The sequence below is a fragment of the Pedobacter caeni genome (assembly GCF_900129215.1).
Classification (GTDB): Bacteria; Bacteroidota; Bacteroidia; order Sphingobacteriales; family Sphingobacteriaceae; genus Pedobacter; species Pedobacter caeni.
Window position 1 is genome coordinate 540,363 of the sequence record NZ_FQUQ01000001.1, and the last position, 22,718, is coordinate 563,080.

The following is a 22,718-nucleotide window of genomic DNA, read 5'->3' on the forward strand; positions in this document are numbered from 1 at the left end:
AAATTACAAAAAATGTGTCTGTTGTTTTTATTGACAGGTATTTAGCCAGTCTACCAGTTTCTCAATGGAGATCTTCAGTTTGCTATGGTCTTTCTGTACGTTTTCAAAAGTGTCATAAAGCGTTATTTTGGCTTGTTCTATCAGTTGATGTTCTATGTTTAAATCGTCAGCACTGGAGTCCCATATCAATTCTCCGGAGGCATTGATATGAACAGCCGCAAAACCTACGACTTCATTTTCTTTGCTGGCAACACTTAAGGGAAGACCAAAGTCTGTGGTGAGTCTTATTGTTTTGTCTTTTTTCGTTTGATCATGGGTACTGGAATCCTGATTTGTCTTTTGATACATATTAATGACAGATCTCATATCGGACAGATACACTTTTCGAAATTCCAGCTGCTTGTTTTTATCATTTTGTTCCTTCATGGCCTGTTATTTGACCACAAAATTAGTGATAAAGGGTATTTAGATACAGACACAGAAATGAGTATGTTTTAGGGTACAGATGCTCCGGGTGATTCATTGATGATTCAGCTATTCGCCAAAAAAAGAATATTGTTGTTATTTTATTTAGATTGATTCCAGTTAATTGTTAGCTTTGGGGAAATTTGATCAAGTGTCACTATCTAATTCCAATCCGGGTCAATACCATCACCTCAACGTTCAGCATATGGATGAGCGTGGCTTTGCACAAATCTATCAGAATTGCTGGAAGAATGTCTTCGGAATCATCTTTCATTATACCCAGGATGAAGAAGTTGCTGAAGAGATCAGTCAGGATTTGTTTGCGTCGCTTTGGGAGCGGAAAGAGAAAATCATGATCAGAACTACGATTGAACAGTATTTGAACAGGGCGGCAAAACTCGAAGCTTTTGACTATCTGCGGACCAGCAACAGTCGCCGGGAATACATTGATTGTGCATTGCACAGCACCTGTTGTTCAAGGAATTGTACTGAGGAGCAGGTTTTGTTCAACGAACTGAACGGAAGCCTTAACCTGCTGCTTGATGAGTTGCCCTGCCGTTGTCGCGAGGTTTACAGATTAAGTCAGGAGCAGGGCATGAACAATAAAGCGATTGCCGCGGCACTTCTTATTTCTGAAAAAACAGTAGAGTACCACCTGTATAAAGCATTCAGTTTTTTGAGAATTAATTTACAGGAATTCAGGTAGTTATAAAATAATCTGTTTTTTTTAAGATTTCCACCTAGGGAAAACCCATACTTATCCGGCTTAAGGTATATAGGCGCATAGGGAAGCCTCACATTTTATGAAGGTTAGTAAGGAAGTTATAGAACGCTATCATCAGGGTAAATGCAGCCCGGAAGAGCAGCGGAAGGTTGAGCAATGGCTGGATTCAGAAGAAGTCGAAACAAGCTTTCCGGAGAATGCCGATTTAAAGGCAATCGGGGATAAAGGCTGGAGGAAGATTTCAGACCGCTATCATATTACGGCAGGACCTGAACCTGTTGCTGGTGTTAAACTGAGGAATTACCACCTGTTTTGGCAGCTTGCTGCCTGTATCGCACTGGTGATAGGAATATCTTTATTCTTCTACTCAAATAGGGATTGGAAAAATGGGGCTCAAAACCAGACCATAGCATATAAAGAGATAAAAACACGGAAAGGGCAGAAGCTGAGCGTAATCCTGCCCGACGGGACGGTGGCCTGGCTGAATTCAGAAAGTACTTTGCGTTTTCCAGCGCTTTTTAATGGCAGTCTCAGAGAATTGAATTTTAGTGGAGAAGCCTATTTCAGCGTCGCAAAAGATCCGTCAAAACCTTTTATCATTCATACCAAAAAAACAAAGATCCAGGTGTTGGGCACAAAGTTTAACCTGAGGGCCCTGACCACAGAAACAGCTACTTCCGTTGTTGTGGAAGAGGGAAAAGTGAAATTCTCCGGGAATTCAAGTCAGGGGGCATTGATCCTTACCGCCAATAAAAGGGGTGTTTTTGATGTCTCAGCTGGAGCTCCATTCCTGAAAACAGCAGAGGTATATGCCGGTAAATACATGGCATGGAAAGACAATGAATTGCTCCTGGATAACCTGACCATCAGTGAGGCCCGGGAAATCCTCGAACGCTGGTATGATGTGAAAATCATTATTGACAAAAAAGAATTACTTCATGAGCGTTATACCGGAAGCTTTAAGAATCCCTCACTGAAAGAGGTGATGGAGAGCATGGGTTTTGCAATGAAGTTCAGTTACAGACAAAATGGAAAGACATTTATTCTTTATTGATCACTTCACCAACTTTAGCAACAAATACAATTCAAATGAAAATAAACCCGGTTTCAGTCGGCAAACTTCATACCGGGCTATTGAAAAATCAATTCATCATTAATTTAACAACTAACAAAAGTATGTACAAAGGACGTACCCAGAAGAAACAATTCGTAAAATTCCTGATTTTAATTTTCAGCATCTTATACCTGCCCAATATCAGCTATGGACAGCAAAGCCAGGTGCTGGATAAACCGGTAACCCTGCAGTTAAGCAATGTAAGCCTGGCAGATGCGCTGGCTGCCATTACCAGGGGAACGGGAATACAATTTTCTTACAGCAGCACACAGTTGAATGTAAGACGTAAAGTAAATATAGATTTTAAGCAGAAACCTTTGAAGGAAGCCTTAACTGATTTATTGGGTACGGAGCTAAAAGGATTGAGTGTAAAAGGTACGCAGGTAACCATTCGGACTTCTGATGGTAAAGGAAGCATTAAAGGGATAGTGAGAACAAAAGATGGAAAAGCAGCCGAATTTGTTACTGTAGGTATTAAAGGCTTAAAAAGTGCACAGGTAGATGCAAGAGGGAATTACCTGTTAAAAGATATCGAGGCCGGTAACTATAAACTGATTGCCAGTTTTGTAGGTTTAGGTGTGCAGGAGAAAGAGGTGAAGGTCGTTGCCGGAGAGACTGTTTCTGTAAATTATACCTTGGCAGAGAGCAACGAACAGCTGGAAGAAGTGGTCATTAATGGTGGAAGCACCAATAAGTATTCTGTGAAAAGAACTACCACTTCCTCAAAAATGCCTTTGGGAAACCTGGAAAATCCACAGGTATATACCACCATCCCTAAAACATTACTAACAGAGCAGATGGTGACGGAGTTCAGTATGGCGCTAAAAAATAGCCCTGGTGTATACAAAATCCAGGGAAGCAGGGGCATTGCCACTGATGGTGCTTCAGCATACAGTATGCGGGGGTTTGCTACAACGGCTTCTTTAACTGATGGTATGCCGGCCCAGACCAACGGTGAAATTGATCCTGCAAATGTGGAACGTGTAGAACTGATAAAAGGGCCTTCAGGTACATTGTTTGGCGGTACAGTGGTTTCCTTTGGTGGACTGATCAACATCGTAACTAAAAAGCCAATAGACACGATTGGAGCTGAAGTGAATTATACAGGAGGTAGTTACGGACTGAACCGTGTCAGTGCGGATGTATATGGTCCCGTAACAAAGGATAAAAAGCTGTTGTTCAGAATGAACGGGGCTTATCAGAATCAGAATTCTTTTCAGGATGCAGGATTCAGAAAATCGATTTTTATTGCACCGGCATTGGAATACCGTGTGAATGAAAAACTGAATGTCAGCATGAATCTTGGCTATTATCAGCTGAAGGGGACCAGTCCTTCAGTGATTTTTATGAACCGTAGCCGTCAGTTCTTCGACAGAACCCCACAGGAATTGAATTACGACTGGAACCGTTCTTATACCAGTAATGATCTGGTGATGAGAAACCCGACCCTGAATATTAAGGGGCAGGTCAGTTATAAGATTTCCAATCAGTGGACTTCACAAACCATTTTTTCACGTAACTCACGTAAATCAGATGGTTTTTACCAGTATGAATTTATTCGTTTGAAGAACACTGATGCAGGAGTGGAGCGTAACATTGCCTTATACAATTCGACCAATACTGCGACCAACCTGCAACAGAATTTTATTGGGGATTTTAAAGTACTGGGCTTACGCAACAGGCTGGTTGTTGGCTTGGATTACCTGCATCAGACCTCAAAGAACGACAATTCACCTAATGTTGTACTGGATACGATAGATGCTACGAATCCGGCAGATGCAAAATATAAAAACATTTCCTATGACTTCGCGATGGCCAAGCTGGCAGCGAGTAAGGGCTTACCAACCATAGATAATGGGCAAAGCAACATTTACAGTGCTTATGCTTCTGACGTGATCAATATTAACGACAGGTTAATGGCCATGTTAAGCTTAAGGGTAGACCGCTTTCAGAACAAGGGAATCTTAAACCTGAAGACCAATGTCCGTTCAGGTGCATATATGCAAACTGCAGTATCGCCAAAGCTGGGATTGGTTTATCAGGTACTGAAAGATAAAGTTTCTTTGTTTGGAAATTACATGAACGGATTCAGTAATGTACTTACACCAACACAACCTGAAGGTTCTGGTGTTTCAGGAACATTCAAGCCTCAGCAGGCCAATCAGTTTGAAGCAGGGGCAAAAATGGATCTTTTTGAGGGTAAATTAAGCTTTACTGCAAGTGTATACGACATTAAAGTGTCAAATATGACCAGAACTGAACAGGTGACCGTTAACGGTGTAAACTATACGGTCAGCGTTCAAAATGGAACACAGAAAAGTAAAGGAGTAGAGTTTGAACTGATTGCGAATCCATTGGAAGGATTAAACATTATTGCTGGTTACAGTTATAATGATAGTAAATTGATAAAAGCAACCGAAAATTTGGAAGGAAGACGTCCAGCATCTGCAGGACCAAAAACATTGATCAACTCATGGATCAGTTATGCGCTTCCCCGCGGTAATTTGAAAGGTCTTGGTCTTGGTACCGGAATAAATTATATCGGTGAGCATTTAAATGCAAATTCCAAAACTACAGGTGTGTTTACTTTACCTTCCTATATCATGGCAACTGCAACAGTATTTTATGATAAACCCCATTATAGGATCGGAGTTAAGGTTGATAACTTAGCCAATGAATTATATTTTACAGGCCAAACGGTATTGAGTCCGCAAATGCCAAGAACAATTGCTGCAAGTGTTACAGTTAAACTTTAAGAAAACCATACGCTTTTTACACCTCTGGCTCGGATTAATTTCCGGGCTGGTGGTGTTTATACTGGGACTTAGTGGTTCGATATATGCGTTCGCTGATGAGCTCAAAGAATGGTTGTACCAGGACCGGCTTCGGGTAGAAATTCCTGCAGGAGCCTCAAGATTACCACTGAGTAAGTTATTGCCTATAGCGGAAGAGGCCATGGGGAAGGAACGCAAAATTTCACGTGGGGAACTCTCACAGGCACCTGGCCGTACCTATATGTTCCGCGCAATGAAACTCAACAGGAATGCCTTTGGCTATTGGAATTATTATGAATATTACCATAAGGTATACCTGAACCCTTATACCGGACAGGTGGTCTATAAAGAAAATGCCAAAAAGGAGTTTTTTACGGTAGTCCTGGCTTTGCATATGAACCTGCTTATGGGCGACAATGTGGGCCATTTTATTGTCCAATGGTCGGTGGTTTGTTTTGTGATTTTACTGATTTCAGGACTGGTGTTGTGGTGGCCCAAAAATTGGAAACGCAAACAACTGAAGAAAAGTTTCAGCATCAAATGGGGAGCGAAATTCAAACGGTTAAATTATGATTTGCACAATGTGTCTGGCTTTTATAGCTTGCTGATCCTGATGGTAATTGCCCTGACCGGATTGATGTGGTCTTTCGAATTGACCACTGAAAAGAAATCAAAGGTATTGTCCGATACCACAAAAATGGCAGGAGCGATGCCTGCAGACCGCATTCTGGACCAGGCATTGAAAGCATCCCCTGAAACCGCCTATTTTCTATACAATTTTCCAGCTGCTAAAAGCGGAACGGTGAATGTCTCGGCCTATCAAAGCGACATGAACTTATATGATAGGGTGCAGTACCGGTTTGACCGTTACAGCGGAACATTGCTGCAAAAGGGGCTTGAATTTAACAAGCAGCCCTTAGGAACTCAACTCATCTCTATGAACTACGACCTGCATACTGGAAGTGCATTGGGACTTACCGGAAAAGTACTTGCTTTTCTTGCCGGATTGGTAGCAGCAGCCTTGCCAGTCACAGGTTTTTTAATCTGGTGGAAAAAGGGAAAGAAACAAATCTGAAATAGTTCAGACTGTCCGGCATTGTGCGGTAGCTGTTCAATATCGGACATAAGCTCTGCAAGTGATCGGATTTAATATGTTGATATACAATGATTTGTGTTTTTGTCTATTCGTGGCATCAAAGCTGAAAGAAGGTGGTTTTTGTAAAAACACTATGAAGAATTCATCCTTAATATCGAAAATAAAGTGCATTATCTTTAACCTTGAAGAGTTAATTCAGATCACTGGGGCTAAAGAGGGGCTAAAAGAGCTGGAATTGTCTTATCTTGTTCTTTCGGACAGTAGCAAAGCAAACATAGAAGAGGTGCTAAGCAAAGCAGGTTTAACATCCTTTTTTACAGCGCAACACATTTTCAGTGAATCCGGAAGTTTTCCGGATGCCGCTAAATCTTTTGGGCTTCAGTTTTCTGAATGTGCAATAGTTGATACCCATGAGGTTGGTATGGAATTGGCTAAGAAGGGAGATTTCTGGATTTTTGAAAGGAGGAATGGTACTGATAAAGAGGGATTTGAAAATAAAGGAGGCTTGTTGTTTAATGACTTTGATGAGCTTAGAGAACTGATTGATCTGTTTAATGCTGAAGTTGATCTGGAAACCGAAAAACCTTAATACAAAGAATATTCGTATTCTTCCTTATACCAAAACCGTTCATACCATGTCTGAAAACTTTCTGAAATTCATAACGCCCTGTGCCTTATTTATTGCCCTCCTGAATCCGGCCAGGGCATCAGGGCAAATATCTGTGGATAGCATTTCTAACATTATTAAAAATGAAGTTGCGCATAAACGGAGTAAGAGCATTATTGTTGGAATTGTGGATGCCAATGGCAGGCATATCCTGAGTGCCGGGGTATTGAGCGATAAAGACCGTCGTTTACCGGATGGCGATACGGAGTACGAAATTGGTTCCATCACGAAAGTGGTTACTGGAATCATGATAGCCGATATGAGTTTAAAGAAACAACTCCAGCTGACTGATCCGCTTTTAAAATTCCTGCCCGCAGAGCTCAATCCTGTTAGTAGCAGGGTAAGAGAAATTACCCTGTTGAACCTGCTTACCCATACCTCAGGATTCCCGCGTTTTCCTGACAACAGCTACCCTAAGGATCTGGAAAATCCTTATGCGGACTACACCAGGAAACAATTGTACGATTATGTAGCCAGGTTTCAGCCGGCTCAGGAACCCGGCTCTTCGTTTCAGTATTCCAATACCGGCTATTCCTTGCTCGGACAGGTACTCAGCAAAGTATCGGGTAAGGATTATGAAAGTCTGGTGAAGGAGCAGATTTGTGCGCCCTTAAAAATGAACAGTACGGTTATTACCTTAACTCCAGCGCTTAAGAAAAATATGGCCATCGGGCATAATGCCTATGGAAAGCCTGTTGCAAACTGGGACATGCCGGCAGTGGCGGGTAACGGTGCGTTGAGGTCTAACGTAAACGATATGCTCAACTTTGTGGAGGCGAATTTAGGATTGCTGAAGTCTGACCTGTATCCGGCCATGGAATTGTCTCATGTGAAACAATTAAGAAAAGGCAATGACAATGCTTTTATTACCCTGGGATGGACGCTGTTTGACGACAATGGTAAACAAATACTTCTGAAAGACGGAGCAACAGCTGGTTACAGTTCTCTGGTTGCTATCGATAAAAAGAACAAAAGGGGAATTGTGGTACTGACAAACTCGCTGAACCAGGTTAAGGATATTGCATATCACATGCTGGACTCCAGCTATCCGCTAATTCCATACCAATATAAATGGGCTTTACTGGATACCATTAATCCCATTGCCCGGCAGAAAGGTGCTGATGTCGCAATCGCCAGATATGAACAACTTAAAACTTTAAAAAGCAGTGATTTTGTCTTCGACGAATATGTACTTGGCGCTGCAGGTGATGAATTGAGAAAAGCCGGTAAATGGGCTGATGCCATTAAGATGTACAGATTTAACCTTAAGGAATATCCAAAGTCCATTGAAACCTATGAAAAATTAGCAGACCTGCTGGCGCGGACAGGTAAGAAAAAAATGGCACTTGCAACCTATCAGCAACTGCTGAGTATAGACCCTCAAAATCCGCATGCACACTGGATGCTGAAACACCTGAAAGGTAAGGCTGTGATCAATTAACCGGGGTAAAGGGCTTGATTTTCTGAAACAGCATCACACAAATCGCAGTTCCAAGGGTATAGGCGGCCATGTCACCCCAGAGAAAACCATGTCCCAGGACCAATCCTCCAAAGGTTGTATTTCTGATGGAATTGAACCATGTGGCATCGTAAAGCTGGCTCAGCTCAATCAGGTAACAGATGGATAAACTTATGAACGCCGTCTTGAGGTAACTTAATCTGATGAACAGAAATCTGATGATCAGGAACATCATCACTGCGTATAAAAGGTCCCCGACAATTAGTGGGATTAACGGTGTTTTTCTGGATAGGATGCCCGCAGCGATGACGATAAGGATGAACAAGGCATATTTGAACCTTATTTTCGTGTGTTGTGATTTCATGCCAAATAAAAAATCCAGACCACCGGTCTGGATTTTTAAATATAGGAGTATAAATTCAAAAGAGAAGTTAACTTTTCAAAAGAAAGGTTAATATCCTTTTGTTGGGATCAGATTGGTATTATTTCTCAGTTCTCTGCTTGGAATCGGGAATAGCAGTTCTCTTTCGGTTAACACGGGGCCATAGGAGAACTTATGGCCGACAAAATTATCAAAACCTTTAGTCGTCACATTAAAGGCTTTACGCAAGCGCGCCATATCAAACCAGGTTACGTTTTCAAAGCAGAGCTCATGCCAGCGTTCAAGCCAGATGGCTTCCCGCAACTGATCCTTGGCCAGGCCGCTTAAATCCCCCAGATTTGCTCTTTGTCTGATGAGGTTTACTGCCTCATAGGCCTTAGTGTTAGGCCCGTTAACCTCGTTGGATGCCTCTGCATAGATCAGTAATACGTCCGCATAACGGATCAATGACCAGTTCAGGTCGCTGTTTGCGGTACTGGTTTGTGCAGCAACATCAAAAAGCTTATACAGGAAATAGCCACCCAGGTCGACCTCCAGATTTCTATTGTCCTGATTTGTAAATTTTGTAAAAAAGAACTGACCTTCTTTTGCCCTTAAATCTGCAGGTTCATAAGATTTCACAAAGTCGGCCGTCGCATAAATGCCTCCTGTTTCTGCAGAATAGGCCGAAATGTTCTTATTGTAAGGAATGATCAGTTCCTGCCAGTTTCCCGGGATCATTTGTGTCTTATTCTGGATCATAAAAATGTTTTCCTCTACATTCTTTTTTGCCGGATTATGTAAGTCTGCATAAGTCTGAAACAATTTGAATTGTTTGGAATCGAGAACTTCTTCTGCTTTTTTTGCCGCGAGGTCAAAATATGCCGCTCCTTTTTGCAGTGGATAACCAGCCATCGTAAGGTATACTTTTGCCAGTAATGATTTTACGGCACCGAGGCTCGCTTGTCCGCCAGGCTGAACCCATGGTAATCCTGAGAGTTCTGCGGTTTTCAGATCAGCTACAATCAATTGATACACCTCTTCTGCAGTAGCTTGTGTTGGTCTTAACTGAGGAGATTTCAAGTCTATAGGCTCCGTAATCAGGGGGATATTACCGAATAACTGAACCAGGGTAAAATAATACCATGCCCTTATAAAATGAGCTTCGCCCAGCAGTCTTTTTGCTTCTGTAGCATCCATTGAAATTGTTGGTATTTTGGCGATAGACAGGTTCGCGTTGCCGATGCCTTTGTAGTAGTTTTGCCAGTAACTGAGTCCATAATTGTTATCAGCGGTGTTTTGCAGGTCTTTCACAAAATAGCTGTCTACAGCCTGCCCCAGATCTGTTGCGGCCTGTCCGGTTGCAAATTCAGTCATGGTCCAGGCTCCGCCGCCAAAGCCACTGTTCATTGGCTCCCGGAGACTTGCATAGCTTGCATTTACCGAACTCCTGGCGTGTTCAGGTTTAGTGAAATAATTTTCAACGGTAAAGTTGCTGAGGTCTGATTCATTTAAGAATTTTTTGCAACCAGTGGTCCATAAAGTACCCGTGGTCAGGAGCAGAAACCCATATATTTTTATTGTTGTTTTCATGATTTTTTTCTTAAAAGATGTGCGTTTATAACCCAATGTTGAGACCCATCATAAATACCCTTGGTTTTGGGTAGTCATATAAGGTAAGGCCTTGTTCTAAAGGTGAGGAGGAGTTGGAAACTTCCGGATCATAACCCTTAAACTTTGTTGCAACAAAGAAATTCTGAACAGAACCATATATCCTCAGGCGGCTTAGTTTTAATGCAGTCAGCGTTTTTAAGGGGAAGGTATAGGCCAGTAATAAGTTACGTCCGCGGATAAAGGATCCGTCTGTGACCTTATGGCTGTCGTTATTGGTCGTATAGTAAGCATTAATCGGCCGGATCTGGGCAATAGGGGTATTCTGGTTTGTTTCCGTCCAGGCATTGAGTACGGTTTTATAGCTATTGGCGATCCCTTGTCTGTCTTCGGCAGAATGTATACTTCTGTCGAGCACATCATTACCATACATGTATTGCAGATCTACGGTCAGCGACCATGCTTTATATTGAAAAGTGTTCAGAAGGGTCCCGAAACCATCCGGGATTCCACGGCCGATAATCGTTCTGTCGAGGTCATTTATTTTGCCGTCATTATTGAGGTCTTTATACTTTACATCACCCGGTAACATATTATATTTCTTTGCTTCTGCAGCTTCATTGCTACCCCAGGTTCCAAGATGTACCCTGCCGAAGAAGGAGCCCACAGGTTCACCAACCCTGATGATTCCATTAGATGTGGAGATGTCACCGCCAACCAGAGAAAGGACCTTATTCTTGTTAATGGAGATGTTAAAGGTGGTATTCCAGGAAAAGTTGTCCGTTTTGATATTGCTGGAATTGAGGCCAAACTCGATCCCCTTGTTTTCCATACTGCCTACATTTGAATAAATACTACCGTATCCGCTGCTGAATGGGAGTGGGGCGTCGAGCAACATTCCATCGACCTTTCTCCGGTACAGGTCCAGTTCTACATTCAACCTGTTGGAGAACAAGCCAAGCTCCAGACCGAAATCAACTTGTTTGGTTTTTTCCCATTGTAGTTCAGGGTTAGCCATCCTGTCGGTACCAATTCCGATATTCCGTTCTCCATTAAAAATCACATTGTAATTTCCCATTCCGGCAAGTGCCCTGTAGGGCGGAATCTCTGAGTTACCGGTAGCTCCGTAACTGGCACGGATCTTCAGGTTGGAAATGGCAGGGATGCTTTTCATAAAGTCTTCATCAATAACCCTCCATGCCAGTGCCGCAGAGGGAAAGAAGGCATATTGTTTTTCGGCCCCGAATTTTGAAGATCCATCAGCGCGTCCGGTAAAAGTGATGAGGTATTTATTCCGGAGACTGTAATTGATGCGGGCAAAATAAGAATTTAGTCCCTCTGCTTGCCTGATAGAGGAAGGGGGCTGTGGACTTGATCCTGCGCCAAGATTGTTAAACAGAAAATACGGATCGTTGAATCCCTGGGTATTCGCCTGATTCTCAAAACGGTCATTATGTGACCAGGATAATCCGGCCATCGCCGTCAAGGCGTGTATTTTAGCAAATTGTTTGTTGTAAGTCAGGTAGTTTTCAATTTGCCAGGAATTGTAGCTGTTGTTGTTGACAGATGCATTTCCGTTATCAGAAATATATTGCATCCCTTTTGCAGCAAAATAATCCTCTCTCTGGCCGATGATATTGGCACCAACATTGGATTTGAATTCCAGTCCGGGAGCGAGCTGGATATTGGCATAAATGGTACCGAGAAAAGTTTGGGTACGTAAAAGGGAAATCCGGTCTGCTGCCACACGAAGCGGACTATCTCCACCCTCCATTCCGGGATAATCCCTGTTGCTGGCCCAGGAGCCGTCTGCGTATTTTACAGGAATGATGGGGAGGGCTTCCAGCACCTGTCGCATCGTGGTGATGCCACCGCCACCAAGCTGATCGACCTGTTTTTCGTTCTGATCGGTATACCCCATAGTACCACCTACTTTTAACCAGTCTTTCAGCTGACTGTCAAATACAAACCTTCCTGCATATCTTTTCTGCCATGAACCACGTGCCAGTCCGGCCTGATCGCGATAATTTAAAAAGGCTGCAAGGCTTCTTTTTTCATTCCCATCTGTAAATCCAAGCTGATGGTTCTGGGTAAAGGCTTTCTGAAATGTTTCGTCCTGCCAATCTGTATCGTATAAGGGATTGCCTTGTGCATCGAACAATTTGGGATTATTCCGCTTGAGTTTAGGATCTTTATACTTTGTGCCTGTTGCCCATCCTACGGGATCATACTTTTGTGCGTTGGCGTAAATGAGGTCTTCTACAGCCAGAAACTCTTTTGAATTCAGGACTGCTAATTTTTTTGGAAGTACACCAATGCTGAAATCCGGATCATAGGTAATGGAGCCGCCTGCTGAGCTTCCCCGCTTAGTGGTTACCATGATGACACCATTGGCACCACGTGCCCCATAAATTGCAGTAGAAGAGGCATCCTTGAGTACTTCAATGGAAGCGATGTCATTTGGATTGAGGTAATCAATCGGCGTACTGCCATTTTTCAGGTCTATGCGATTCAGGATAACCCCATCGATGACATACAAGGGGTTATTCGAAACCGTCAGTGAACTGGTTCCACGAATGCGGATATTAGCCCTTCCACCGGGCCTTCCGGAATTAGAAGATACGTTTACGCCCGATACGCGGCCGGAAAGGCTTTGATTGAGGGAGGAAGAGGGGCGTTCCTGCAGGCTTTCTGCCTTAACAGTACCCACAGCACCAGTTAAATCTGATTTTTTGACTGTTCCATAGCCGACCACTACGACCTCATCCAGATCCTGTAAACTGGGGTCCAGACTAATGGTCATCAGTCCGGAACTGACTTTTACTTCTTTCGTCTTGTAACCAATATAGGAAATGACCAGGATGGCATCATCTGCAAGCCCCTTGATGCTAAAGTTTCCCTCGTTGTCTGTTGATGATGTTTTTTCCGTGTTTTTTACTTTTATACTTGCCCCTGGAATTCCAAGACCTTTTTCGTCCTGTACTTTCCCCCGCACATCAATGGGGAGTGTCGCGGCTGTTAATTGGATATTAAAGACCATACAGAAGATGGCTAGAAGGTAAATGATTTTTTGGCGCAAAGCCAGGCCATCAGGCCTCTGGGAGATTGGCTTGTTCATAGTTGGGTGATTAATTTGGTTAGTGTTTAAATAAGATAAACCTCCGAAGAAAATCGATTTTTGACAGAGGATATCCCGCTTTTTGATGAAGTTATTTGAAAAAATACTGCCATTATTAGCAAATATTTGCTATTCATTAAGTTATTTTGGCCAGTAGGATCTTCTTTTGCAGCTATTATTTTATCGGAGCGGATGAATTAATTTATATCTTGCGGTAATTAATTGTTGAATACTTTTATTCCGCTATATTATATGAAAATCGAGCATATCATTGTTTCCGAAAACGCCTTTAATCATGCTGATCCCGATACCATTGTTCAGTCTAATATCAGCGTTGTGAATCTTCTGCGTGAGGAGGGGGTGGAGGATGATGACATCCCTGAAGATGCGATGATGAGTTACTATCTGGATTACTATTTATCACAGAACAACAATGGTGGATTTGCCCAGTTTGTCTGGAATGCCAACTGGAGTCAGGCGCTGAATGTCATTGTGAAAAAGGGCCTGGAACAAATAGGTGCTGAAAAGAACCTTGCTTATTTTATACAACAGACGGCAGTGGTGGAATCCTTACCTAAGGAAGAACTGGAAGCCTTTTTAGAAAGAGAATACTTTGGTGAAAATCCAACAAGAGATCAATTGAAGAATGATTCGTTTTTTGAGCTGGATGAAAACATAACCGACCTGAATGCCAAATGGCTGAGAAAGCACCCGCAGTTAAAAGTCTTGTCTGTAGATGATATGTATGCTGAACTGGAAATATTAGTAGGTCATCCTATTGAAAAATAAATGACCAGACAGTTATGACAGGTATGGAAAATATTCATAATTACATTCAAAGCAAATGGAGGGAAGGGAAACTTCCCGGAATTGATTGTTTATTATTTGCTGATGGGAATGTGGTGATGGCAAATGCCTATGGAATAGAAGATCCTAATACCCATACGAAGGAGTTCCGTTGGAGTGCCATTTGTGATACTACGATCGGCAGCTTAGAGAAATATGAACCTGATATCTGGACCGATATCGATATCTTTCATGGGGCTGTTTCCTATGGGGAGGGTAAAATTGTATTTGGTGACGGATGTATGGGTAACGAGGGATTTGTGGCTTCGACCGATAAAAACGGAGATTTAAACTGGGGGATGTTTTTTACCTTTTCCAACCCGGTTTACAGTGCAGTGATTAAAGATCATACGCTGATATGTACCACTGAATTAGGTACAGAAATCTCCATCCAATTGGATGATCTGACTCAGGTTTCGATCGATATTACCAATATGCATAAATTCAGAAGAAATTGAGTTTAATTTATTGGTTTGTTGGATTGTATGCGTAAATTTAACTACACACACAAATCAATTTTAATATGAAACTTTTTAATTTATTTAGCGTTTCAGCCCTGGTATTGGGCTTATCCGCTTGTTCAATGTACGGAGGAACGTATTTTGGATCCAGACATCCGGCTACAGACTCTGTTCAGACCTTTTATGCTGCCAAGGATATTAAGCAGCCTTATAAAGTTATTGGTCACATGATCTCTCCAATTGCAAGTTCCGAATCCAGTCAGGAAAGGGTGAAATTACGATTAATCAACCGGGCAAAACAGGTCGGGGCAGATGCATTGATCTTTTCAGATATCACGAGGGAGGCGCATCTTAAAACAACAGATGACTATTCTATAAAAGCCGAAGCCATCGTGTTTACCGATAAGTAGAATTCCCTTTACGGGGAGATAGTAAATCAAAAAAGCACTGTAAATGATTTTTTGCAGTGCTTTTTTGGTTGTAAACTGATATCAGTATTTTAAAAAGATTCGATAACAACCAGGATCACACACACTTTATACACGCTACTCACTCGGTACAAACTCGGTCAGAAGCGTTTAAGCAGCTTGTAATCTGCGTGTAAGATTCTTCTAAAAAGCAATTATTTCCCAACCAGGCTTTTGATATATTCTTATATTGCTATTTAATTAAATATAAACAAAATATCATGGCCACAATAAAGAATGGAATATTGGGTGGTTTTACCGGAAAGGTTGGTAGTGTTATCGGTTATAGAACATATGGCGAAGACAGAATGCGATCTATATCGGAAAGAACCGCTCCCGCAACAGCAGCAGAGCTAAAGAACAGAAAACAATTTAAACTGGTACAGGATACCTTAAACTGTATCAAATCACTGATAAAAATTGGTTTTAAAGATTACTGGACCAAAACCGGAGGCACCAGAGGTGCGATTTCCTACAATAAAACACACGCTGTTCAGGTCAAAGGAGAAGATTGTTTTATTGACCCTGAGCGCTTTAGATTTAGTGGAGGGGTCCTTCCTGGCTTAAAGGACATCGCTGTAGAATTGGAACGGCCAGACCTGCTGAGGTTTAACTGGAGCACAACATCTTCTTACGAAGCCTCTCCAAAAGATCAGGTGATGCTTTTAGCGATAGATCTGGAAGGCAAAGAAGCTTGTTATGAATCCCTGGGGAATTTCAGAAGTTCAGGCACAGATGTATTAAATATTGAGGATGATCTTAGGGGTAAGGAAGTGGATATTTATATTGCTGTAGTGGCTAAAGACAGGTCTAAACAATCAGATAGTCAATATCTGGGCAGAATGATCATTCCTGCTTTGGAGAAAGAGAAAATACCGGCCCTTGCTCATAAGGAAGCAGCAATTGATGTCACTATTGAAGATCAGGAGCCGGAATTAAACATCAGTTTACATCATAAACCAATCGCATTCAGCGAAGCTTCATCGCCGGTAGCAGATGCAACAAACACAAAGCCTCCGGCAGATTCAGTTCATCTGGCCGCCAGGGACACTAAACCAATAGCTCCTTTTAATAGCGATTTAACAGCGAAAAATGAACAGGTGATTTCATCAGATATTAAAATTTCGGGAGATCAGGAGCTTGCAACAAAGGCAGCCTCTTTCCTGGGGCGAGCCCGGCCCGGGCAGAGTTCAGAGGAGTAAGTTATTGCAAAAGAATTTTATTTGTTAATTAAAGGACTGCCTGAATTCTAATGGGGACAAATTGGTTTTTCTTTTAAACAGCTTGTTAAAAGATTGCGGATGTTCAAAACCCAATTGATAAGCGACTTCAGCTACGGATAAATTGCTGGTAGACAAAATCTCCTTTGCTTTTTCAATGAGTTGCTGATGGATGTATTGTTGTGCATTTAAGCCGATCAGAGAACGTAACATATCACTTAAATAACGTGGAGAAACATGGAGCTGTCCGGCAAGGTACTGAACGGTAGGTAAGCCATTTAATAAGGTGGTTTTATGATTTAAATAGTTATTTAAAGTGTTTTCCAGTGTGGCTAGCAAGTCATGATTTACTGCTTTTCGCGTAATAAACTGACGTTTGTAAAAACGGTTGCTGTAATTCAGCAGCAATTCAATTTGTGTGATGATCACATCCTGACTATACTCATCTATTGTGGATTGTAACTCCTCTTCCATATTTCTAAAGATGCCAAAAATGATTGATTTCTCTTTGTCAGACAGATGAAGCGCTTCGTTGGTATCATAAGAAAAGAAACCGTAGTTCTTAATGGTTTTCCCCAATGGATAATTTCTGATAAAGTCGGGATGAATGAGTAGGGTATGACCTGAATATTCGGTGTCATCCGTCGTAGATAGCAGTTGATTAGGAGAAGTAAAGCCCATTCCTCCCTCATCAAAGTCATAATAATTTTGTCCGTATTTTATTCTGCCATGCATGCTTTTCTTATAAGAGATCTTATAAAAATTCAGCAGAAAAGAGGTTGGAAACCGGTCTGCATCTATTACGATAGTCGCATTATCAACCAAACTTACCAAAGGATGCAAAGGCTTTGGTAAGCCCAGCATCCGATGTAGGTCTGATATAGAATTGAACTGATATGGGATGTGTTCTTCTCTTTTCACCTGATAAAGATAAGCAGTTTAGTTTTCTAAAAATATTTGTGCCATTTGTTTTCTGAAGGCTTCATCGCCCAGTTCTAAGCGTTGTGCATAAAAAGCTTTGGCATCTTCCCCTGCAACATACCTGAGTTGTTCTTTGCCATCTGTTGCTGCTTCGTAAACTACTGCTGCAATTAGCGCTGCAGAAGAAAAATGATCTTCATTAAATGCTGCAAACAATTTTCCAATCCACTTTTCGTATACAGGATGACTGGACATATCTGCAGAGCGCCTCAGGAAATCTGTTTTAATGCCTCCAGGGGATACGGTCTTAATCCCTACACCGATTTTCTTTAATTCAAAAGCCATACTTTCGCTCCAGCCTTCCAAGGCCCATTTGGTGGCATGATAGACCGAACTGAATGGGAAAGTAACTAATCCACCAATAGAGGTGGTCGAGATAAACAGTCCACTTTGTTTTTTCCTGAAATGAGGAATAAATGCTTGTGTGACACGAATCACACCTAAGATATTAGTGTCCAGCTGTCTGACCAGTTGCGCATCAGAGGTCGATTCCAAAGGACCCATAAGCCCATAACCTGCATTGTTAAAAACGACGTCAATATCGCCTGAAGCAATTGCTTTTTGTGTGGTTTCAGCGATCTGTGCAAGATTGGTTACATCTAAGGGTAGCAAACTGATATTGTCTATTAGATTTAACTCTTGTTCTTCTTCTGGTTTGCGCATGGTAGCGATTACTTTCCAACCTTTAGCCGCAAATAATTTTGCAGTTGCTTTTCCAAGTCCTGTGGAAGCTCCTGTTATAAATATTGTTTTCATTTTGTTTATGATTTGATCACAAATGTCTGTCAGATTGCTTTCTGGTATGTAGCCAAACTGGAAGATGTTGTAGCCAAAATGGAAAGGATAAAATTGTATTTTGTGGGCCATGGTTATGGACAGATATTGTCAGGACTGATTTAAATTCCTACTTTTAAGATCTAACCATTGCTTAAAGTATGAAACTAAAAACTACATTATCGCTAATTATAGCACTGACTTTCTCATTTATAAATCAGTCGTCGGCCCAAAAAGGCTGGATCGATCTTTTTAACGGAAAAGACCTGAACGACTGGAACATTAAGATTTCCAAACATGATTATAAGGACAACTATGCCAATACTTTTCGTGTAGAAGATGGACTGATGAAAGTAAGTTATGATGGTTATGGTGATTTTGATCAGCAGTACGGTCATATTTTCTATAAGAAGCCTTTTTCTTATTACCTGCTGGAAGTTACTTACCGGTTTGTGGGTGAGCAGGCCAAAGGCGGGGAAGGCTGGGCATTAAGAAACAGCGGGGCGATGTTGCATGGTCAGGCACCGGAAACGATGCTTAAGGATCAGGATTTTCCGATTTCTGTGGAAGCGCAGATTTTAGGGGGTGATGGCACACATATCCGCCATACCAGTAATTTATGTACGCCAGGAACGCAAGTTGTTTATGACGGGAAATTATTCACCCCGCATTGTTTGGATTCTAAATCGAAGACTTATGCGGGCGATCAGTGGGTAAAGGCGGAGTTTCTGGTCCTTGGTGATTCTGTAATCAAACACATTATCGATAAGGAAGTGGTCCTTGAATATAGCAAACCTCAGATAGGCGGAGGAAATGTGGCGAATTACGACCCTAAAATGAAAGAAGATGGTAAAGCCTTAACCGGTGGTTATATTTCTTTGCAAAGTGAAAGTCATCCTATTGAATTTAAAAAAGTAAGGCTTTTTAACCTGGAACGTTATGCTAACGATAAAACGAAGTTAGATCAGGTGATCGAAAAACTGTTGAAGTAAACACGCTGCTTTTATCATCAATCAGCCCTGCAGATATGAAAATCTGCAGGGCTGATTTGTGTGCTTTCGGATTTTTTGGAAAGCTACGGTGTTTAGGTTTTTGACTCGCTGATCATAGGTTGATACTTGCGCCAGTTGTCGGCAATGATCCAAAGATTGATCAGGAAGAACGGCAATGCAATAGCCAGACCAGAAGGTTCGTAAATCGCATTGTGCACGATGACACCTACCATTACAGGTAAAATAACAATCGCACCCAGTGCCCGGTACTTCGGTAGCATAAATAGCAATCCCCCAATGATTTCAATAACGCCAACTAAAGGGAATAACCAGGAAATTTTAACAAAAGCCTCCATTAATTTCATTTGCTCGGCGGTCATTTCCGGCATGGGCATGTAATTGAAGAATTTGCTTAATCCGGCATTGATGAACATCAGACCGAACAGAACACAGAGTACAGTTTTTACGATTTTCATTTTATAGGGTTTTGGTTAATTAAATATACTCAAAATCTATATGATTGAAAATCAGCTTTCCTGATCTTTGGTTTATTCATATCTGATGGCATTTATAGGGCTTGAAGCGGCTGATAGGAACAATTTTAAAGAATTTATGGAATCAGCATGTTCGGTTATGAACTTGAATGTCCAGGATCGGACAGCAGGAAAAGAGGCATTAACCGCTATCAGATGACGTTCGGATAAAAAATCACGGCAAAGCAACCACATTCGGTTTTTATACAATAGTTTTGCGGAAAATAATAATTCACATTAGAATGAGGTTTAGAACTGGGATGGTGAAATGGGATAATGTAAAAGGCAGCCTGATCAGTTTGGTTTACGGGGAGTATTTTACGGATGCCCTGCGAAATACGCTGACCATTGTTTTACCTTTTGCCCTGCTTTTTTTCTACCATCAACCGAATATGGCAATTGGAGTAGGGGTTGGCGCCTTGCTCATTAGTTTAACGGATGCACCGGGAAACAGGGCCAATAAGTTTAAAAGTGCCATTGTGAGTATTGTTTCTTTCTTTTTCACCGCACTGATCATTTCCTTATCGCTGGGCAATCACTGGCTTACCGCCGGTAGCATTTTCCTGTTGACTTTCGTGTTTTCAATGTTTGCCATTTTCGGAAACAGGCTGGCCTTAACAGGCACCATGGCCATTATCCTTGGTATTTTTACCCTTGGTCTGCATCCTGTAAATCCCTGGTTGTTCAGCTGGTATATCCTCCTTGGGGGATGTTGGTATTACCTGATCAGTCTGATTCAGATTGTCATCTGGCCATACCGCTCTCTGCATCAGGCCATTTTTGAATGCATTACCACCACTTCTGCCTTTCTGAAATCTAAAGCACATTGTTACGATCCTGAAGTCCCGCTGGATGAATGTTACAGTGAAACGATCGCTTTACATGTAAAAGTGAGCGAGAAGCAGGAACTGGTGAGGAACCTGCTCCTGAGTGATAAAGCGGCCATGAAGCCTGCAAATGAACGCGGGCAGCAATTATTGCGGACTGCAGTTAGTGTCATTGATTTGTATGAGCAGGTTACTGCCATCCATTATGATTACGCTTATGTCAGAAAAACGCTGGGCAAAACAGGGGCGCTAAACCTCATTATCGAATTGATTGATATTTTAGCAGAAGAGCTGGAAGTCCTGAGTGGCGTTTTCCTAAGGCCAAAGAAGATTTTGCCTTCAGAGCGACCGCTTAAATTTGAGCAGGCGAAAGCCAAACTGGCTAAACTGCTCGGCTCAGCAGAAGAGACCAACGCTCAGATTTTACTTAAAATACTTAAAAACCTGGACGACATCACCCTGCATGTAGAGGTGATTAAGGGGGATCAGCCTGTGTCTGTGATTCATCCAGACCTCAGTTGGAGTAATACTGACTACGAACATTTCCTCTCTCCCCAGCTGTTCAATCTGACCTCACTAAAGCAGTATTTCTCTTTTAATTCTCCGGTGTTTAAATTCTCTTTGCGGCTGGCAATTCTGTGCTTACTGGCTTATCTGATCACCTTGTTGTTTCCATTTGGTAAGTATAGTTATTGGTTATTACTTACTATTGTGATCGTTGCAAAACCCCGTTTTGGCCTTACCTGGAAGCGCAACATGGAACGGCTATCAGGTACTTTTATTGGAGCAGTTTTAGGAATTGCTTTATTGCTGATGATTAAACAGGTATTGGTACTCCTTGTCATATCGGCATTTTTGCTGCTTGGATTTTTCACTTTCAACCGCATTAAATATGCGGTCAGTGTGATGTTCATTACCTCCATGGTGATTTTGTGCCTCAGTGTTTACGATGGCCATACAGATCATATCATTACAGAGCGACTCTTATATACAGTGGTCGGCTGTGTCATCGCTTTTCTTGCTGCATTTCTCTTTCCGATCTGGGAAACAAAAGGCCTTAAAACCCTGATTTCAAATATTCTTGAGGCCAACAGGGATTATTTATTGAAAGTACAGACAGGATTACAGGGAGCTTCCGCCGGGATAACCGAGTCAAAACTGGCCAGGAAAAACAGCTATATCCAGCTGGCCAAATTTTCAGAAGCCCTGCAATACATGCACCTGGAACCTAAAAGTAAGCAAGTAGACATGAAAGGGATTTATTCGATCCAGATTCTTAGCTATAGAATTAACTCGATCATAGCCTCGTTGTCTTTGTCGGCGAAACAAAACACCAAACAGGACTTAGGTGTATTACTTGCAGGGGAGGCGCTAAATAACCTGGAATATGGGGTTCAACATAGTGCAAGCTTAGATTTGAAAAACATAAAGATAGTGGTACATTCAGATGAAATTGAAGAAATGAATGCGAATGAAGGCACCCTGCAACATCAGCTGGATCTCTTGCTGGCTTTATCTTTGGAACTCAGGTTATATTTCATTAAATAAGGGAATAGATAAGGGATTTATATCGTAATTTGTCGTTAAATTCTTTAATGTAATTTTTTTAATTGTTATAATTTGTGGATCACTAGATTTTTTAAAAGTATCTTTTATTCCGGATCATTTGACGAAAAGGACTCAACCGAGGATGTTTTCTGGTACCTTATGCCTGAAATTGAGGATAAAATAGAGGCTCTGCGTCTATATATAGAAAACAATCTATCAATTAACGAAAGCGATTTTTGGTATTATGTACTTAATCCCGAAATGGTTTCTCATATGGATCGTTTGTCTAAAGCGGATTGCGAACAATTAGCTTTAAAAATTTGGGACTGGGATGCTGAGACATTAATGTGTTTGGCAGATCCATTTCTTGAAATTTCTAATCCAAATCTGGATGGCTGTTTCTTGTATTGTAAGCTTTTTTTGGTCGTTGAAAAGTTTGAAGACATACATTATCTGGGAGGTAATATGCCACCTGCAGTAACTCACATTGAACCGGGAACGCAGCCATTGCATTTCTATACTGATTTAGAAAATAAAGCTATTGAAGCATTCAAAGATTATGAGCCATTCTTTCTCCGTTATATAAGAGAAAAACTGGAAGAAGAAAAGAACCTTCGGAAGGAAAAAATCTGATGTGCAAGAACTTTCATTAGATTCATGATGCGAATGAAGGTACCTTG

Annotated in this window: 20 protein-coding genes; 13 read left to right on the forward strand and 7 right to left on the reverse strand. The window is 41.6% G+C overall.

What is annotated here, in order from left to right; all coding sequences use genetic code 11:
- Positions 1 to 27: 27 nt before the first annotated feature.
- Positions 28 to 426: a hypothetical protein gene (locus BUC20_RS02165; RefSeq protein ID WP_073226828.1), complete on the reverse strand. Its 399-nt coding sequence runs from the start codon at positions 424 to 426 to the stop codon at positions 28 to 30.
- Positions 427 to 616: 190 nt separating this feature from the next.
- On the opposite strand from BUC20_RS02165, the gene BUC20_RS02170 reads away from it, so the two are divergent.
- The 6 genes from BUC20_RS02170 to BUC20_RS02195 all read left to right on the forward strand — a co-directional run bounded on the left by BUC20_RS02170 (position 617) and on the right by BUC20_RS02195 (position 8,281).
- On the forward strand, positions 617 to 1,171 hold the full coding sequence (locus BUC20_RS02170; RefSeq protein WP_143166672.1) for an RNA polymerase sigma-70 factor: 555 nt from the start codon (positions 617 to 619) through the stop codon (positions 1,169 to 1,171).
- Positions 1,172 to 1,268: 97 nt separating this feature from the next.
- Entirely contained in the window at positions 1,269 to 2,243 is a 975-nt protein-coding gene (locus tag BUC20_RS02175) for a FecR family protein (RefSeq protein WP_073226831.1), read from the forward strand.
- 35 nt (positions 2,244 to 2,278) lie between these two features.
- Positions 2,279 to 5,059 (forward strand): TonB-dependent siderophore receptor, encoded by a 2,781-nt coding sequence (locus BUC20_RS02180; protein ID WP_317042752.1) that lies wholly within the window; start codon positions 2,279 to 2,281, stop codon positions 5,057 to 5,059.
- The gene (locus BUC20_RS02185; protein ID WP_159441038.1) at positions 5,040 to 6,152 is read left to right on the forward strand and encodes a PepSY-associated TM helix domain-containing protein; all 1,113 of its coding nucleotides are present in this window, start codon (positions 5,040 to 5,042) and stop codon (positions 6,150 to 6,152) included. Before BUC20_RS02180 ends, BUC20_RS02185 begins: the two co-directional genes overlap by 20 nt.
- A 154-nt stretch (positions 6,153 to 6,306) precedes the next feature.
- On the forward strand, positions 6,307 to 6,762 hold the full coding sequence (locus tag BUC20_RS02190) for an HAD family hydrolase (RefSeq protein WP_073226836.1): 456 nt from the start codon (positions 6,307 to 6,309) through the stop codon (positions 6,760 to 6,762).
- A gap of 46 nt (positions 6,763 to 6,808) precedes the next feature.
- The gene (locus tag BUC20_RS02195) at positions 6,809 to 8,281 is read left to right on the forward strand and encodes a serine hydrolase (protein WP_159441039.1); all 1,473 of its coding nucleotides are present in this window, start codon (positions 6,809 to 6,811) and stop codon (positions 8,279 to 8,281) included.
- Here the strand turns inward: BUC20_RS02195 and BUC20_RS02200 are convergent.
- The 3 genes from BUC20_RS02200 to BUC20_RS02210 all read right to left on the reverse strand — a co-directional run bounded on the left by BUC20_RS02200 (position 8,274) and on the right by BUC20_RS02210 (position 13,389).
- Positions 8,274 to 8,663, reverse strand: a complete 390-nt coding sequence (locus BUC20_RS02200; protein WP_073226842.1) for a ribosomal maturation YjgA family protein — start codon at positions 8,661 to 8,663, stop codon at positions 8,274 to 8,276. The two genes, BUC20_RS02195 and BUC20_RS02200, sit on opposite strands and share 8 nt — an antisense overlap.
- Positions 8,664 to 8,750: 87 nt before the next feature.
- On the reverse strand, positions 8,751 to 10,253 hold the full coding sequence (locus BUC20_RS02205; RefSeq protein WP_073229386.1) for a RagB/SusD family nutrient uptake outer membrane protein: 1,503 nt from the start codon (positions 10,251 to 10,253) through the stop codon (positions 8,751 to 8,753).
- A 25-nt stretch (positions 10,254 to 10,278) separates the two neighbouring features.
- Positions 10,279 to 13,389 carry a SusC/RagA family TonB-linked outer membrane protein gene (locus tag BUC20_RS02210; protein WP_073226843.1) on the reverse strand — a complete coding sequence of 1,037 codons (3,111 nt, stop codon included), beginning with the start codon at positions 13,387 to 13,389 and terminating at the stop codon, positions 10,279 to 10,281.
- 252 nt (positions 13,390 to 13,641) lie between these two features.
- Between BUC20_RS02210 and BUC20_RS02215 the strand changes: the two genes are divergently transcribed.
- From BUC20_RS02215 to BUC20_RS02230, 4 genes are all read left to right on the forward strand, one after another.
- On the forward strand, positions 13,642 to 14,178 hold the full coding sequence (locus tag BUC20_RS02215) for a DMP19 family protein (protein WP_073226846.1): 537 nt from the start codon (positions 13,642 to 13,644) through the stop codon (positions 14,176 to 14,178).
- A gap of 23 nt (positions 14,179 to 14,201) precedes the next feature.
- The gene (locus BUC20_RS02220) at positions 14,202 to 14,693 is read left to right on the forward strand and encodes a hypothetical protein (protein ID WP_143166673.1); all 492 of its coding nucleotides are present in this window, start codon (positions 14,202 to 14,204) and stop codon (positions 14,691 to 14,693) included.
- A gap of 65 nt (positions 14,694 to 14,758) precedes the next feature.
- Positions 14,759 to 15,106, forward strand: coding sequence for a hypothetical protein (locus BUC20_RS02225; RefSeq protein ID WP_073226849.1), 348 nt, complete (start codon positions 14,759 to 14,761; stop codon positions 15,104 to 15,106).
- A gap of 278 nt (positions 15,107 to 15,384) precedes the next feature.
- Complete coding sequence (locus BUC20_RS02230) at positions 15,385 to 16,365, forward strand: DUF6266 family protein (protein ID WP_073226852.1); 981 nt, start codon at positions 15,385 to 15,387, stop codon at positions 16,363 to 16,365.
- A 24-nt stretch (positions 16,366 to 16,389) separates the two neighbouring features.
- On the opposite strand, the gene BUC20_RS02235 is transcribed toward BUC20_RS02230, so the two are convergent.
- The gene (locus tag BUC20_RS02235; RefSeq protein WP_073226854.1) at positions 16,390 to 17,304 is read right to left on the reverse strand and encodes a helix-turn-helix domain-containing protein; all 915 of its coding nucleotides are present in this window, start codon (positions 17,302 to 17,304) and stop codon (positions 16,390 to 16,392) included.
- Positions 17,305 to 17,322: 18 nt separating this feature from the next.
- Positions 17,323 to 18,120, reverse strand: a complete 798-nt coding sequence (locus BUC20_RS02240) for an SDR family oxidoreductase (RefSeq protein WP_073229392.1) — start codon at positions 18,118 to 18,120, stop codon at positions 17,323 to 17,325.
- Positions 18,121 to 18,299: 179 nt separating this feature from the next.
- Here BUC20_RS02240 and BUC20_RS02245 point away from each other — a divergent pair, with 179 nt between their 5' ends.
- Positions 18,300 to 19,130 carry a 3-keto-disaccharide hydrolase gene (locus BUC20_RS02245; RefSeq protein ID WP_073226857.1) on the forward strand — a complete coding sequence of 277 codons (831 nt, stop codon included), beginning with the start codon at positions 18,300 to 18,302 and terminating at the stop codon, positions 19,128 to 19,130.
- A gap of 92 nt (positions 19,131 to 19,222) precedes the next feature.
- On the opposite strand, the gene BUC20_RS02250 is transcribed toward BUC20_RS02245, so the two are convergent.
- Positions 19,223 to 19,606, reverse strand: coding sequence for a DoxX family protein (locus BUC20_RS02250; protein WP_073226859.1), 384 nt, complete (start codon positions 19,604 to 19,606; stop codon positions 19,223 to 19,225).
- A gap of 299 nt (positions 19,607 to 19,905) precedes the next feature.
- Here BUC20_RS02250 and BUC20_RS02255 point away from each other — a divergent pair, with 299 nt between their 5' ends.
- Together BUC20_RS02255 and BUC20_RS02260 are read left to right on the forward strand one after the other, a co-directional pair.
- Positions 19,906 to 22,038 carry an FUSC family protein gene (locus BUC20_RS02255; protein WP_073226862.1) on the forward strand — a complete coding sequence of 711 codons (2,133 nt, stop codon included), beginning with the start codon at positions 19,906 to 19,908 and terminating at the stop codon, positions 22,036 to 22,038.
- A gap of 159 nt (positions 22,039 to 22,197) precedes the next feature.
- Positions 22,198 to 22,671 carry a hypothetical protein gene (locus tag BUC20_RS02260; protein ID WP_143166674.1) on the forward strand — a complete coding sequence of 158 codons (474 nt, stop codon included), beginning with the start codon at positions 22,198 to 22,200 and terminating at the stop codon, positions 22,669 to 22,671.
- Positions 22,672 to 22,718: the final 47 nt, after the last annotated feature.